The organism is Paracoccus contaminans, from assembly GCF_002105555.1.
Lineage (GTDB): Bacteria > Pseudomonadota > Alphaproteobacteria > Rhodobacterales > Rhodobacteraceae > Paracoccus > Paracoccus contaminans.
Genome location: NZ_CP020612.1, coordinates 1,938,776 through 1,952,757, shown reverse-complemented (window position 1 = coordinate 1,952,757; position 13,982 = coordinate 1,938,776). Strand labels below are relative to the sequence as shown.

The window sequence follows — 13,982 nt, the reverse complement described above, 5'->3', positions numbered from 1 at the left end:
TGCCCGCGGCGGGGGCACCCGCCCCGGCCATTGCGGCCCTGCGCGCGCTGCCGGCAGGATCGGCGGCGCTGGCGCCTTCCTCCGCCGGGCGACAGGCCTCCCCGCCCGCCGCCCGGCCCCCATCCTCAGCCCGCGCCATGAAAGGCCCGCGCCAGCAGCTCGGCGGCCGCCCGCGCCGCGGCGATCGGCCCGCCGTCGAACTCGGCCGTCATCAGATCGGCCGCCTCACCCTGCCAGCCGCCGCCCCGCAGGCCCGCGACCAGCACCGCCAGCACGTCCCGGCTGGCAAAGCGGCCGCTCTCGAACCGCTCGATCACCCCGATCAGGCTCGGCTCGCCCAGATCGGCCTCCAGCGAGGCCAGCGCGCCGAGGGTCAGCCGGGCGACATGGCGGCGGCCGTCGAGCATGACGGCCACCTCGCCGCGATGGGGGTTGGCCATCAGATCGCCGCCACGAACTGCAGCGCCCCGGCCGAGGCGAGCGTCATCTCATAGGTCGCCTCGCCATTGTAGCTGCCCGAATATTCCAGCCCGGTGATCTGGAACGGCCCCTCGACGGTGCCGAAGTCGGGGATCACCACCTGGCAGCGCGGCACCTCGCCATCAAAGAACACCTGCCGCGCCCGCGCGTCCGTCGCCTCGTCCCGGAACACGCCGGAGCCGGAGATCGAGGCAGAGCGCACCCCCGCGCCCCCCAGCAGCTCGCGCCAGCCGCCCGCGCTGGCGGTCGAGGTCACGTCGATCGTCTCGGCGTTGAAGCCCAGCCGCGTCGCACGCAGCCCGGCGATGGTCTCGAACGTGCCGGTGCCGGTCATGTCCATCTTGATCAGCAGATCGCGTCCATTCTGCACAGCCATGCTGCGTCCCCTTCTTTCAAGCTGCCCTCTGGCCCAGGTCGATGCGCGCGCGGAACGTCAGGTCCACGCGCCGCCCTGCGCCGCCATCCGATCGCCGGGCGCGCGCGCCGACGAACCACAACGCCGCCAGATGGCCGCGCCCCAGGACCGGGGCGGCATCCTCGAGCGCGTCCACCACCGCCGCGGCGGCGGTCTTGACCGGGGCAAAGCCGCCGGTGTCCTCGGATCCCGACAGGACCGAGATGATGAAATCGTGCCGCGCCCCCCCGCCGGTCATGTCGCCGGCGTCCGCGACATCCTCGGGGCCGAGCGCCACATAGGTTCCCGCGGGCGGCTGGGCGGGCATGGCGTCATAGATTGCATCCCCCACCGCCGCCGCCACGCCCGGATCGGTGCGCAGGGTCTGATAGACGGCCGCCTGCAACGCGGCCGAGGCATGAAAGCTCATGAATATCTCTCCTCTCGTGCGATGCAGTCCAGCCACTGCCCGGCCGACCCGGACTCGGCGACCGCCTCGATGCGGAACAGCCGCGCGCCCATGCGGAAGCGCTGTTCCGGCCGGGGCCGGCGCGGATCGCCCTCGCGCGCGCCGCGCACCGTGATGCGCCAGGACACGACGCTTTCGGCGCCCACCTCGGCCTGCCGCTCGGCGCCCGTCCCGGCGCGCATCGCCGCGTAAAGAACCCCCCTGGGGCGCCAGACCATGCGATAGCCGCCCATCCCATCCGCCACCCGTTCCGGGCTTTCCAGAACAAGCGGCACGGCAAGACGCGGCGCGCTCATGGCCGGCCGCCCCGGCCGGCCAGCGTCCGAACCGCCCGCCAGCGCTCGATCAGCGCGCTCACCCCATGGGGCAGGGCGATGTTCTGCCCGCCGTCAAAGCCGCGATCCTCATAGTATCGCGCCGCCAGCATCAGAACCGCCTGCGCCAGATCGCCCGGCACGCTGTCCCATGTCGTTCCGAACCCGGCCTCGAAGCGGACGGTCACCGACCCGCCCATCGGCACCGCGGGCAGGCTGGCGCCGGTGGGGGCCAGGATGGGGCGCTGGCTGTCGGGGACCAGCCGCCAGGCGGCGGGCGGAACGGGCGTCACGGCGCCCCCCCGGTCGGTCATCTCGACCGATTGGACGGACAGCGCAGGGGCAAGCGGCAGGGCCTGCCCGGCGGGGTCGCGCCAATCCTCCAGCCGCAGACGGAACACCCGCGTCAGCAGAACCTTGCCGGTGCGCGCCTCGACCGTGGCAATGGCGGCCCGCAGGAACCCTGCCAGCGCCGCATCCTCGGTCGCATCCGCGACCGGCTCGAACCCCGTGCCCATCCGCAGATAGGCCTTCAGCGCGGCGACGGGCAGCGCCCCTTGCGCCGGCGCCGTTTCCTCGACGAGCAACATTTCCGATACCTCCCGTTCCTGCCGCGGCTGCCGTTCGTGGACAACAGGGCCGTGGCGGCGGCCCTGCGGCCACAGCACGCGCGGACAGTTGGCTCAGCCAGGATGGCCGGCCGCCGCCACGACCCCCTTCGCCACCCTCAGACGGCGAAGTTCAGCAGCTTGTAGGCACGGGGATCGACGACACCGCCGCCGATGCGCTTGGTGGCATAGAACAGCACATGCGGCTTGGCCGAGTAGGGATCGCGCAGGATGCGCAGGTCCGGGCGTTCGGCGATGGTGTAGGCTTGGCGGAAATCACCGAAGGCAACCGCCTTGGCGTTGTTGGCCGGGTTGGGCATGTCCTCGGAAATCAGCACCGGATAGCCCAGAAGGCGCGCCGGCTCGCCCGCCGCCAGCCCGTCCGCCCACAGATAGCGCCCGTCGCCGTCGCGCAGCTTGCGCACCATGCCGGCCACGCGGCTGTTCATCAGGAATGCGGCATTGGCGCGATAGGGGGCGGCCAGCGCATAGACCAGATCGATCAGCGCATTGCCCGGAGCCGTCGCGGCAAAGTCCCCCGCCACGCCGGTCGAGACAAAGCCGACCTGCGCCTCGGTCGCGGTGGCGTTGGCGGCGGTCGGAACCGACAGGATGCCCTTGGGCTTGTCCACGCCGTTGCCGGTGATGAACGCCGCCGCCTCGGCGCGCGCGAACTTCTCGGCGATCCGCTCGGCCAGCCAGCCTTCCAGATCGAACGAGGCGTCGTCCAGCAGCCGCTGCGTGGCCTTGGGCATGGCAGCCAGCTCGTGCAGCGGGATGGCGATCTTCTCGATCTGGGGGCTGTCCGTCTCGACGCTGGCCGCGATCTCGCCGACCCAGCCGCTGCCCAGGTCGGTCTTGTCCATCAGGACTTCATAGCTCGAGGTCTCGACCTGAACGACATTGGCCAGCGCCCGCAGCGACCCGGTGGTGCGCAGCACCGCCTGCACCCCTTCGGAAATCTGCGGCGCGGCCAGATAGCCCCCGTCCGTGGACGAGGCCATGGCCTTTTCCTCCAGCGCCAGCCCCTGCATCCCCGTCTCGTCCCCGCGGCGCAGATAGGCGGCAAAGGCCTTCTGGTGAGGGGCCTCGGCCTCGGCGGCGTGCGACAGCGGCGAGCGGCTGCGGAAGGCGGTCTTGCGGTCCAGCATGGTCATGCGTTTTTCCTGTGCTTGCATCTTGTGTTCGATGGTGTCGCGGAAAGTCCTCAGTTCGCTGACGAACTCGGCCATCGCGCCCCTCACGCCGGCAGGCGTGCCGCCGCCAAAGGCTTCGGCCTCCCCGGCCGTCCTCTCGGTCATCCCCGTCTCTCCTCGTCAGAAATGGCGGGCGCGCGCGGCGCCGCCTGCCGTCCGGCGCCCATGCATGGCGCCGCACCCCGTTGGCCGGCACGGATGGGACGCGGCGCGCCCTGCCCCCCGGCCGACCGTGTCCTGGCTCAGCGCCGCAGCGCCTCGCTCGCCGCGCGCAGCGCGCCGATCAGCGCGGCCATGCTGTCCTCGCCGTCCCGCTCGCCCGACTTGCGCCCGACCTTGGCCTCGCGCAGCATCGGGAAGGTCACCAGCGATACCTCCCACAGCTCCACCTCGGTCAGCACGCGCCGGTTCTGCGCATCGCGCTCGGCCCGGATGGTGCGATAGCCGATCGACAGCCCGTCGATGGCCCCCGCCGCGATCAGCGCCGCCGCCTCGCGCGCCCGCGCGATGTCGGGCAGCAGCCGCCCGCGCACCCACAGGCCGCGCTCGTCCTCGCGCACATCGTCCCAGATGCCGATCGGCTCGCCCGGATCGTGCTGCCACAGCATCCGCACCTTGCCGCCGCCCTGCGCCAGCCGGGCCAGGCTGGCCGCATAGGCACCGGGCGCCACGATGTCGCCGCCCTGGTCGGCCAGCCCGAACAGGCTGGCATAGCCCTCGATCACGCTGCCCTCGGTCAGGGTCGGCGCGCCGGCCGCGAATTTCAGCTCCAGCCCCAGATCATCCATGCGCATGGATCAGTGCCCTCCCTTCGGCGCGAACTGCAAAATCGACTGGACGGCCTGGGTCAGGATCACGGCGACAACGCCATAGACCGTCATCCACAGGCGCCGCTCCAAGCCCTCGATCAGCGCCTCGATCCGTTCGAGCCGCCTGTCCACCTGCCCGAACTGCAGCGCCATGATCCGCTCCTGCGCCTCCAGCTTCTGCTCGTGCCAGATGCCGGGGCGCTCGATGAATTTGGATCCCTCCACGTCAGGCCCCCTTCAGCGGGGGCAGGCCCAGCGCCGCGCGCTTTTCCGCATCCGTCAGAAAGCTCGCCGCGCTGACCCGTGCCCATTGCTGGTCCCGTTCCGCCGCCAGCGCCGGGATCTGGTCCGGGTCGGGCTTGAGGTCCACCTCCTCGCCCAGATGCTCGCTCAGCCACCAGCCCAGGGCCGCCGCCACCCGCGTGACCAGCGGCAAAACCGTCAGCCGGTAAAAGGCCCTGTTGGCCTCGGCATAGTTGGCATAGGTCGCCTCTCCGGGGATGCCGATCAGCATGGGCGGCACGCCGAATGCCATCGCCACCTCGCGCGCCGCGGCCAGCTTGGTTTCGTGGAACTCCATGTCGCTGGGGCTGAACCCCATCGGCTTCCAGTCCAGCCCCCCTTCCAGCAGCATCGGCCGCCCGGCGTTGCGCGCGCCCTGATGATGCGTCTCCATCTCGCTGACCAGCCGGTCATACTGGTCGGGGCTCAGAACGCCCTGCCCGTCGCTGCCGCGATAGACGATCGCGCCCGAGGGCCGCGCCGCGTTGTCCAGCAGCGCCCGCGACCATTGGCTGGCGCTGTTGTGCACCTCGATCGCCGTCGCCGCCGCCTGCATCGGCGACAGCCCGTAATGATCGTCCTGCGGGTGAAAGCTGCGGATATGGCAGATGGGGTCGGGGCTGCCGGTCATGTCAAAGCGGTGCCTGCGCCCGCCCACCGCATAGTCATAGGCGACGGGCCAGCCGTCCGGCCCCGGCACCACGCTCATCCGGTCGGACCGCAGCACATGCAGCTCGGCCGGCAGCCCGCCCTCGTCGGGGGCCACCGCCTCGACATAGCCGTTGCCCGACAGCAGCAGCTGGCCGAACAGCGCCTCCAGCAGCTCGGCCCGCCCCTGCGCCGGATTGGGCCGCCGCATCAGGTCGATGACCGGATGGGCCTCATAGCGCCGCACCGCATCCTGGCAGACTAGCGGCACCGCGGCCGCCGCCTCGGCGACCAGCTTGACCGCGCGGAAACCGACCGGGTTGCCGACAAAGCCGGCCCGCACCAGCACAGCCGGCTCTCGCCCGCCCCACAGGGCCCGGCCGACGGCGCCCTGCGTTACCCCCGCCGCCCCGGCCGTCAGCCTGCCGGCGGCGCTCGCCTTCCATTCGGCCGGCGCGGCGATCCCGGCCGAGGGCGCGACCGGGGCCACCTTCGCCTCGGGCCCGGCAAGCGCCGCCCCATCCTCCTGCGGCCCGCGCCGCCCGAACCACCGCATCGCCATGCGAGCCTCCCATCCAACGAAAAAGGGCCGCCCCAGCGGACGACCCCTGCGGACAACCTCCGCGCGCCCGCCGCACCCCGGCGGGCTTCTTCCTGGCCCAAATACCCATCCTGGGGCGCTACAGCCCCCGCACCTGCGGCCGCCGGTAATGCTGGGCCGGCTCGATCATCAGTTCGTGGATCGCCCAGACCAGCGCATCCACCCGGTCAGGACTGCCGCGCCCCTCGAACCCGCGCACCGTCATGCGGCACATCTGGTCCTCCAGCGCGCCCAGCGCGCCCGATCGCAGATGCCGCACCCGCCCCTGTTCATACAGCGCCGCCACCGGCTCGGCCCGCAGGCCCTTGCCCCGCCCCGCCCGCAGCGCGCGGAACGGGACCAGCGGGTCGATCTGCCGGATCACGCTTTCCACCAGATCGCCCCCCTGGTTGACCTCGGCGACCAGCCGCTCGGCGCCATGGCGCTCCATCGCGGCGATGGCGGCGCGCGCCCAGTCGGCCGGCCCGCCGCGCAGGCTGGCATCCTCCAGCACCACGGCCCGCCAGTCCTGCGGCGGCCCCTCGCAGCAAACGCCGGCGACAATGATGCCGCATTCGTCGCTGGCCGCCCCCGCCGTCACCGCCGGATCGACCGCGACCACGATCCGGTCCAGCCTCGGGGCCGCTTCGATGCGGCAGCCCTCCAGCATCGCCGTGGACCACAGCGCCCCCTCGACATCGTCCAGCAGGATGCCCTCCAGCTCCTGCCGGCCCAGGCGGGTGCCGGCATAGCGCGCCTCGACCTCGGCCAGAAAGCTCTGCGCCAGATAGGCGCGGTTCGCATCGGTCGGCGCATGCGTCACCACCGTCGAGGGGTTGCGCAAGATCGCCTTCAGCACCCCGACATTGCGCGGCGTCGTCGTGACGACCTGCTGGGGATGATCGCCCAGACGCAGCGCAAATTGCAGCATGTCCCAGGTGTCGTCGGCCTTCTTCCACTTGGCCAGCTCGTCCGCCCAGGCGGCATCGAACTGCGGCCCGCGCAGGGCCTCCGGCTCATGCGCCGAATAGACGGTCGCGGTCGCGCCATTGGGCCAGACCAGCCGGCGCCGCCCTGCTTCCCACACCGGGCGGCGGTCGGGCGGGCAGCAGGCCAGGATGCCGCTGTCGCCCATCACCATCACCTCGCGGCCCTGATCGAAGGTCTCGGCCACCAGCGCCACGCGGCGCGCGCGCCCGGGCGCGTCCGGGGTCGCGCCCTCGACCTGCGCGCGCACCCATTCGGCCCCGGCGCGGGTCTTGCCCGCCCCGCGCCCGCCCATGATGACCCAGGACTTCCAGTCGCCCTCGGGGGGCAACTGGTGCGGCAGGGCCCAGAACTCGAACAGCCATGGCAGGCTGGCCAGCGCATTGTCCGACAGCCCGCCGATGAAGGCATCAACCTCCTCCGGCCCGGCGCAGGCAAGCCAGGCGGCGCCCGATTTCGTCCCGTGCCGCGTCGAGATCGAGCGTTCCGGGCCCGACCCTGCCGGCGATGTCCTTGCGAAGCTTGTCAACGCGGTTCCTCTCCTCCAGCACCAGCGCCGTGGCGACGCGCAGATCGCGCACCGCCTTGCCGGTCTTCTCGGCCTGCTCGACATTGCCGCTGCGCAAGTCGATCCGCAGCCTGTGCAGCTCTTCGGCGACCTCGCGGAAGATTTCCCCCGCGACATCGATGGCTTGGTCTGCGCTCAGAAAATCGTCGCCCTCGCCCCCGGCGACAAAGGGGCCGTCCCCGCAGCCGTGACGCTCCGGTTCAAAACCTGTGTCCATGTAGTGATGCCCTGCCCCTCGGTGCCTGTCCGCACGAGCGGGAAACGAAAAAGCGGCCCGCGGGCTTTCGCCCCGGCCGCTTGCCCACCTCTCCCAGCATGTCGAATATGTATCCCGGACCGTTCGCAAAGTCAATCCGGAACGGCGCGCACCCCTTGCATCTTGGAAAGATCGTCCATCTTTATCATAGACTTACGACCCGCAACACCGGACCGGCCGCCCGGCAACACCCCCCGCTTGCCCTGCCGCCGGTGCCGCAACCGGGCGGATGAAAGCGCGCGATCCGGGGCAGGCACCCGGACCGCTGCCGACAATGATTCCCTCAGTCCCCCTGCACCGGGGTTTCGGCATCCTCGCCGCGCTGGCGCTCGATCTCGCGCCAGCGGGCGACATTGGCCTCGTGTTCGGCAAGCGTTGCCGCAAAGGCGTGCCCGCCCGATCCGTCGGCCACGAAATACAGGTAAGGGCTTTCCGCAGGCTTCAGCGCAGCCTGGATGGCGGCCTTGCCAGGGTTGGCGATGGGGGTCGGGGGCAGGCCCGGCACCAGATAGGTGTTATAGGGCGTGCGCCGGGCCAGTTCCGAACGGCGCAGGCCGCGGTCCAGGATCTCCTTCCCGCCGGTCACGCCATAGATGACCGTGGGATCGGTTTGCAGGCGCATCCCTTCGCGCAGCCGGTTGACGAACACCGCCGCCACGGTCGGCCGCTCGGCCGCGATGCCGGTTTCCTTTTCCACGATCGAGGCCATGATCAGGGCCTCCTCGGGCGTGCGATAGGGCAGGCCGAATGGCCGCGCCTCCCATGCCGCCGACAGGATCGCGGTCTGCGCGTCGCGCATCCGCTCGACCAATGCGCGCCGCTGGGCGCCGCGTTCCACCTCATAGGTGTCAGGGGCCAGCGATCCTTCGGGCGGCACCGGGCCGGGATTGCCTTCTAGGAACGCCGCCTGCCTGATCCCCTCGACCACCTGCCAGGCGGTCGTGCCCTCGGCCACCACGACGCGCAGCCGCGTGCCGGGCTTGGCCTGGGCCTGGGCGATCGCCTCGGGCGGCTGCTCGCCGGCCGGGTTGTATTTCACCCGGTCCTCATAGCGCCCGCTCTGCGCATCGAGATCGCGCAGCACGACCGCGTTCTCCCGCACCCCGATCCGAAAGACGACCTCGGTCCCGCAGGTGGACGGCCCGCCCGCGGTGATCGTGTCAACGATGTCCTTCATGCTGGCATGGGGCGGCACCAGATAGCTGCCGTATTTCAGCGCGCCCGCCTTGCCGGCGTAATCGGCGCCCGTGCGCAGGATATAGGGCGAACGGATCACCCCCTGCGCCAGCAACTGATCGCTCACCTCGGCCAGCCGGGCGTTCTGCGGCACCTCGACGCACTGGGCCACGGCGCTCGGCCCCGGCGCGGCATACTGGTTGCGCCCCCAGGCGACCGCCACCGCCACCGCCACCAGGATGACGACCAGCAGCGTCAGCGCGTTCGAGGCGATGGCCCGCCACATCAGTCGCGGACCCTGCCGATGACGAGGCTGGCATTGGTGCCGCCGAAACCAAAGCTGTTGGACAGCGCCACGTCGATCCGCCGCCGCACCGCGGCATTGGCGGCCAAGTCGATCGGCGTCTCACGCGCCGGATTGTCCAGGTTGATCGTCGGCGGGGCGATCTGGTCGCGGATCGCCAGGATGCAGAAGATCGCCTCGACCGCCCCCGCCGCGCCCAGCAGGTGCCCGATCGAGGATTTGGTGGAGGACATGGTGACGCCCCGCGCGTGATCGCCCAGCAGCCGTTCCACCGCGCCCAGCTCGATCACGTCGGCCATGGTGCTGGTGCCGTGGGCGTTGACATAATCCAGCGCCTCGGCACCCAGCCCCGCCCGCCTCAGCGCGGCGGTCATGGACCGAAAGCCCCCGTCGCCATCCTCGGAAGGCGCGGTGATGTGATAGGCATCGCCCGACAGCCCGTAACCCAGCACCTCGGCATAGATCCGGGCGCCGCGGGCCTTGGCATGCTCGTATTCCTCCAGCACGACGACACCCGCGCCCTCGCCCATGACAAAGCCGTCGCGGTCCGCGTCCCAGGGGCGCGACGCCGCCTTGGGATCGTCCTCGCGCCTGGTGGACAGCGCCTTGCAGGCATTGAAGCCGGCGATGCCGATCTCGCTGATCGGGGCCTCGGCCCCGCCGGCAACCATCACATCCGCATCGTCCAGCGCGATCAGCCGCGCCGCGTCGCCGATGGCGTGGGCGCCGGTCGAACAGGCGGTGACGACCGCATGGTTCGGCCCCTTGAAGCCGAAGCGGATCGAGACCTGCCCGGAGACGAGATTGATGAGCGCGCCGGGAATGAAGAAGGGCGAGACGCGTTTTGGCCCGCGTTCGCGGATCAGCACGGCCGTCTCGGCGATCGAGGTCAGCCCGCCGATGCCGCTGCCGATCATCACGCCGGTGCGCTCGCGCTCGGCCTCGGATGCAGGGCGCCAGCCGGAATCCTCCACCGCCTGCTGGGCTGCGGCCATCCCGTAAAGGATGAAGTCGTCCACCTTGCGGCGGTCCTTCGGCTCCATCCAGTCGTCGGGGTTGAAGCTGCCGTCCGAGCCGTCGCCGGACGGGATCTCGCAGGCATATTTCGTCACCACGTCCTTGGGATCGAAGCGGGTGATCGGACCCGCGCCCGACTGCCCCGACAGCAGCCGCGACCAGGTCTGTTCGACCCCGCAAGCCAGCGGCGTGACCATTCCAAGCCCGGTGACGACGACCCTGCGCATGGCGTTCCTTCCCAATGGTCCAACTGCCGCTCAATACACAGCCGTCCGTTGCGGCGCAACGCGCCAGCATCAGGCCCGCGGCCTTGACGGCGGGAACTTTCCGTGCCCCATCCTGTTGATCGCGCAACCGATCCGCCCTGCCTGCGTGCTGTCGCAGGCGCTGGCGGGCGATCACCCGCACCCGATTGGGGAAACCGTTCGATGAGCACCCAGACCCAGGCCCGCGCCCAGGCCGCGCTGCCCGAACTTCAATCCGTGACGGCGATCGTCCTGCCCGAACCGGCGGCCGAGGTGGCGCGGCTGGACGATGCGCCCGCCGCGGTGGCCGCGGAGATCCGCCGCCGGATGGACGAGATCGACCTGCGCGACACCGCATCCATCGTCCATTTCGGATCGCGCGCCCAGGCGGGGCTGCAGGAAATCAGCCAGGCGATGCTGGCCGATGTCAAGAACAAGGATGTCGGCCCGGCGGGCGATTCCCTGCGCGACATCGTCTCGACCATCCGCGGGTTTTCCATCGACGAGCTGGACGTGCGGCGCGAACGGTCCTGGTGGGAACGCCTGACGGGCCGGGCCGCGCCCTTTGCCCGCTTCGTGGCCGGCTATGAACAGGTGCAGGGCCAGATCGACCGCATCACCAGCGATCTTGAGCGTCACCAGCACACGCTGCTCAAGGACATCAAGGCGCTGGACGTGCTGTATGAACGCACGCTGGCCTTCTATGACGAACTGGCGCTCTACATCGCGGCCGGAGAGGAAAAGCTGCGCGAGCTGGACAGCCGGACCATTCCCGCCAAGGAAGCCGCGCTGCAGGCGGCGGCGCCCGACGGCAATGTGATCGAGGCGCAGGAACTGCGCGATCTGCGCGCCATGCGCGACGATCTCGAACGGCGGGTGCATGACCTGAAACTGACGCGGCAGGTCACGATGCAGTCGCTGCCCTCGATCCGGCTGGTGCAGGAAAACGACAAGTCGCTGGTCACCAAGATCAGCTCGACCCTGGTCAACACGGTGCCGCTGTGGGAAACCCAGCTGGCCCAGGCGGTGACGATCCAGCGCGGCGCGCAGGCGGCCGGTGCCGTCAGGCAGGCCACCGACCTGACCAACGACCTGCTGACCGCCAATGCCCGCAACCTGCGCGAGGCGAACACCCGCATCCGCACGGAAATGGAACGGGGCGTGTTCGACATCGAATCGGTGCGCACCGCCAATGCCGAACTGATCGCCACGATCGAGGATTCGCTGCGCATCGCCGATGAGGGAAAGGCCCGCCGCGCCGCCGCCGAGATGGACCTGCAGAAGATGGAGGCAGAGCTGCGCCAGACCCTTGCCGCGCCGCGTGCCGCCAGTTCCAGCCCGGCCGCCGGGCCGTCGGGCGCCATGCCCGCCGGGCGCCCGTGATCCGGGCGCAACAGGCCATCCTGCCGTGACATCGCCTGTCCCGGGCCGCGCGCCCGTCCTGCCGGGGCGTCCGCTTGTCGCCGCGCTGATGCTGGCGCTGGCCGCCTGTGCCGCGCCCGCCCTGCCCGCGCCGCCCCTCGTGCCGGTGCCTGCGCCGCTGGCGCGTCCCGTGCCCGCCTCGGCCCGCCCGCCCCATCTTTCGCAGGCCGAATTGCGCCGCCGCCGCGCCATGGCCATCGGCGACAGCGCCCCCGCCGCGCGGCCCAGCGATGCCAGCCGCACGATGGGCCAGTATCTGAAGGGTATTCAGGATACCCTGCTGGCCCGCGGCCTGTTGCGCACCGATGACGGCACGGCCATCCCGACCACGGCGGCCCGGCTGGTCGATGATTTCGTGCAGATCGCCTTGCGCGACGAATACCAGATGACGCAGGGCCGCCTCGTGCCGCGCGTTCATTCCGCGCCGCTGCGCCGCTGGGGCGTGCCCGTCGGCATCAGCATCGTCTTTGGCGATTCCGTTCCCGAGGCGCAGCGCGGGCGCGACCGGGCCGCCATCGCCGATTACGCGGCGCGCCTTGGCCGCATCACCGGCCATCCGCTGCGGCTCAAGGACGAGGGGGGCAATCTCGTCGTGCTGGTCCTGAACGAGGATGAGCGGCGCGCCATCGGCCCGCGCCTGGCCGGGCTGGTGCCGGGCATCCCCGGCCCCGACATGCGCGCGATCGAGAATCTGGCGCCGCAGAACTACTGCACCGTCTTTGCCTATTCGTCCGGGACCGGCGCCAGCTATACCAACGCCGTCGCCGTGATCCGGGCCGAACTGCCCCAGCCCCTGCGCACCAGCTGCTTTCACGAGGAACTGGCCCAGGCGCTGGGCCTGGCCAATGACAGCCCCGATGCGCGCCCCTCGATCTTCAACGACGACGAGGAATTCGCGCTGCTGACGCGCCATGACGAGTTACTGCTGAAGATGCTGTATGACCCGCGCCTGCGCCCCGGCATGACCGAGGCCGAGGCCCTGCCCATCGTGCAGGCGATCGCGGCGGAACTGGCGCGCTGAGTGCGGCGGAACGCCCGCGCGTTCCCGCGCGTTCCCGCCCCGACCTCAAGCGGAGGAAACCCATGGTTTTCGACTTTCTGACCGGCGAATTCATCGACGTGATCGAATGGGTGGACGACACCCGCGACACGATGGTGTGGCGCTATGAAGCCCGCGGGCGGGCGATCAAATACGGCGCCAAGCTGACCGTGCGCGAGGGGCAGGCCGCCGTGTTCATCCATGAGGGGCAGCTGGCGGATGTGTTCGGCCCTGGCCTTTACATGCTGGAAACCAACAACCTGCCGATCCTGACGCGGCTCCAGCACTGGGATCATGGCTTCCGCAGCCCGTTCAAGTCGGAAATCTATTTCGTCAACACGACCCGGTTCAACGACCTGAAATGGGGCACGCGCAACCCGATCATGGCGCGCGATCCCGAATTCGGCCCGGTGCGGCTGCGCGCCTTCGGCACCTATTCGATGCGCGTGACCGACCCGGCCGCCTTCATGCGTGAAATCGTGGGGACCGACGGCGAATTCACCGCCGACGAGATCAGCTATCAGCTGCGCAACGTCATCGTCGAGGCGTTCTCGCGCCTTCTGGCTTCCTCCGGCATCCCGGTCCTCGACATGGCGGCGAATACCCAGCAGCTGGGGCAGATGGTCGCCAAGGCGATCCAGCCGACCGTGGCCCAGTATGGCCTGACCCTGCCAGAATTTTATATCGAGAACATATCGTTGCCCGACGAGGTGGAGCGCATGCTCGACAAGCGCACCTCGATGGGGATCGTCGGCGATCTCGGCCGGTTCGGCCAATATGCCCAGACCGAAGCGATGCTGAACGCATCCACCCAGAACGGGGGGATGGGGGCGGGCCTTGGGGCCGGCCTGGGCGCCGCGCTGGGCATGGGCATGCGCGGCCCCTGGGGGCAGATGGCCGCCCAGCAGCAGCCCCCCGCCCTCCAGCCGCAGCCGGGCATGATCGCCGGTCCCTCGGCGCCGTCCGAAACCGTCTGGCACATCGCGCTCGACGGGGCCGCCAGCGGCCCATACAGCAAGGCCGACCTGGGACGGCTGATGAACGAGGGCCGCTTCAGCCGCGACACGCTGGTCTGGACGCCCGGACAGGACGGCTGGAAAGAGGCTGACGAGGTGCCTGCCCTGGGCCAGCTGTTCACCATGCTGCCCCCGCCCCTGCCGCAGAAATAAAACTGCGCGACCAGCGGCG

The 13,982-nt window shown here is 70.5% G+C and carries 16 protein-coding genes; 3 read left to right on the top strand and 13 right to left on the bottom strand.

Going from position 1 to position 13,982, the window contains the following annotated elements:
• Nucleotides 1-125 precede the first annotated feature (125 nt).
• From B0A89_RS09230 to fabF, 13 genes are all read right to left on the bottom strand, one after another.
• Complete coding sequence (locus B0A89_RS09230) at nt 126-440, bottom strand: gene transfer agent family protein (protein WP_085377889.1); 315 nt, start codon at nt 438-440, stop codon at nt 126-128.
• Nucleotides 440-856, bottom strand: a complete 417-nt coding sequence (locus B0A89_RS09225; protein ID WP_085377888.1) for a phage major tail protein, TP901-1 family — start codon at nt 854-856, stop codon at nt 440-442. The genes B0A89_RS09230 and B0A89_RS09225 overlap by 1 nt, the downstream gene beginning before the upstream one ends.
• 16 nt (nt 857-872) lie before the next feature.
• Nucleotides 873-1,304: a DUF3168 domain-containing protein gene (locus B0A89_RS09220; RefSeq protein ID WP_085377887.1), complete on the bottom strand. Its 432-nt coding sequence runs from the start codon at nt 1,302-1,304 to the stop codon at nt 873-875.
• Nucleotides 1,301-1,639, bottom strand: a complete 339-nt coding sequence (locus B0A89_RS09215) for a head-tail adaptor protein (protein WP_085377886.1) — start codon at nt 1,637-1,639, stop codon at nt 1,301-1,303. The genes B0A89_RS09220 and B0A89_RS09215 overlap by 4 nt, the downstream gene beginning before the upstream one ends.
• On the bottom strand, nt 1,636-2,247 hold the full coding sequence (locus B0A89_RS09210) for a head-tail connector protein (RefSeq protein WP_085377885.1): 612 nt from the start codon (nt 2,245-2,247) through the stop codon (nt 1,636-1,638). Before B0A89_RS09210 ends, B0A89_RS09215 begins: the two co-directional genes overlap by 4 nt.
• A 137-nt stretch (nt 2,248-2,384) precedes the next feature.
• Complete coding sequence (locus tag B0A89_RS09205; protein WP_085377884.1) at nt 2,385-3,566, bottom strand: phage major capsid protein; 1,182 nt, start codon at nt 3,564-3,566, stop codon at nt 2,385-2,387.
• 137 nt (nt 3,567-3,703) lie between these two features.
• Nucleotides 3,704-4,255, bottom strand: a complete 552-nt coding sequence (locus B0A89_RS09200; protein WP_157115304.1) for an HK97 family phage prohead protease — start codon at nt 4,253-4,255, stop codon at nt 3,704-3,706.
• A 3-nt stretch (nt 4,256-4,258) separates the two neighbouring features.
• The gene (locus B0A89_RS09195; RefSeq protein ID WP_085377883.1) at nt 4,259-4,495 is read right to left on the bottom strand and encodes a GTA head formation protein, RCAP_rcc01685 family; all 237 of its coding nucleotides are present in this window, start codon (nt 4,493-4,495) and stop codon (nt 4,259-4,261) included.
• A 1-nt stretch (nt 4,496) separates the two neighbouring features.
• Entirely contained in the window at nt 4,497-5,762 is a 1,266-nt protein-coding gene (locus B0A89_RS09190) for a phage portal protein (RefSeq protein WP_240558491.1), read from the bottom strand.
• 118 nt (nt 5,763-5,880) lie between these two features.
• Nucleotides 5,881-7,245 carry a DNA-packaging protein gene (locus B0A89_RS09185; RefSeq protein WP_476704025.1) on the bottom strand — a complete coding sequence of 455 codons (1,365 nt, stop codon included), beginning with the start codon at nt 7,243-7,245 and terminating at the stop codon, nt 5,881-5,883.
• Nucleotides 7,178-7,552, bottom strand: a complete 375-nt coding sequence (locus B0A89_RS09180) for a permease (RefSeq protein ID WP_240558489.1) — start codon at nt 7,550-7,552, stop codon at nt 7,178-7,180. The genes B0A89_RS09185 and B0A89_RS09180 overlap by 68 nt, the downstream gene beginning before the upstream one ends.
• Nucleotides 7,553-7,874: 322 nt before the next feature.
• Nucleotides 7,875-9,053, bottom strand: coding sequence for an endolytic transglycosylase MltG (gene mltG / locus B0A89_RS09175; protein WP_157115303.1), 1,179 nt, complete (start codon nt 9,051-9,053; stop codon nt 7,875-7,877).
• Entirely contained in the window at nt 9,053-10,315 is a 1,263-nt protein-coding gene (gene fabF / locus B0A89_RS09170) for a beta-ketoacyl-ACP synthase II (protein WP_085377881.1), read from the bottom strand. Before fabF ends, mltG begins: the two co-directional genes overlap by 1 nt.
• 201 nt (nt 10,316-10,516) lie before the next feature.
• On the opposite strand from fabF, the gene B0A89_RS09165 reads away from it, so the two are divergent.
• The 3 genes from B0A89_RS09165 to B0A89_RS09155 all read left to right on the top strand — a co-directional run bounded on the left by B0A89_RS09165 (nt 10,517) and on the right by B0A89_RS09155 (nt 13,963).
• Nucleotides 10,517-11,716, top strand: a complete 1,200-nt coding sequence (locus B0A89_RS09165; protein ID WP_085377880.1) for a toxic anion resistance protein — start codon at nt 10,517-10,519, stop codon at nt 11,714-11,716.
• Nucleotides 11,717-11,804: 88 nt separating this feature from the next.
• Entirely contained in the window at nt 11,805-12,776 is a 972-nt protein-coding gene (locus B0A89_RS09160) for a DUF2927 domain-containing protein (protein WP_085378863.1), read from the top strand.
• 62 nt (nt 12,777-12,838) lie between these two features.
• Complete coding sequence (locus B0A89_RS09155) at nt 12,839-13,963, top strand: SPFH domain-containing protein (RefSeq protein ID WP_085377879.1); 1,125 nt, start codon at nt 12,839-12,841, stop codon at nt 13,961-13,963.
• Nucleotides 13,964-13,982 lie beyond the last annotated feature (19 nt).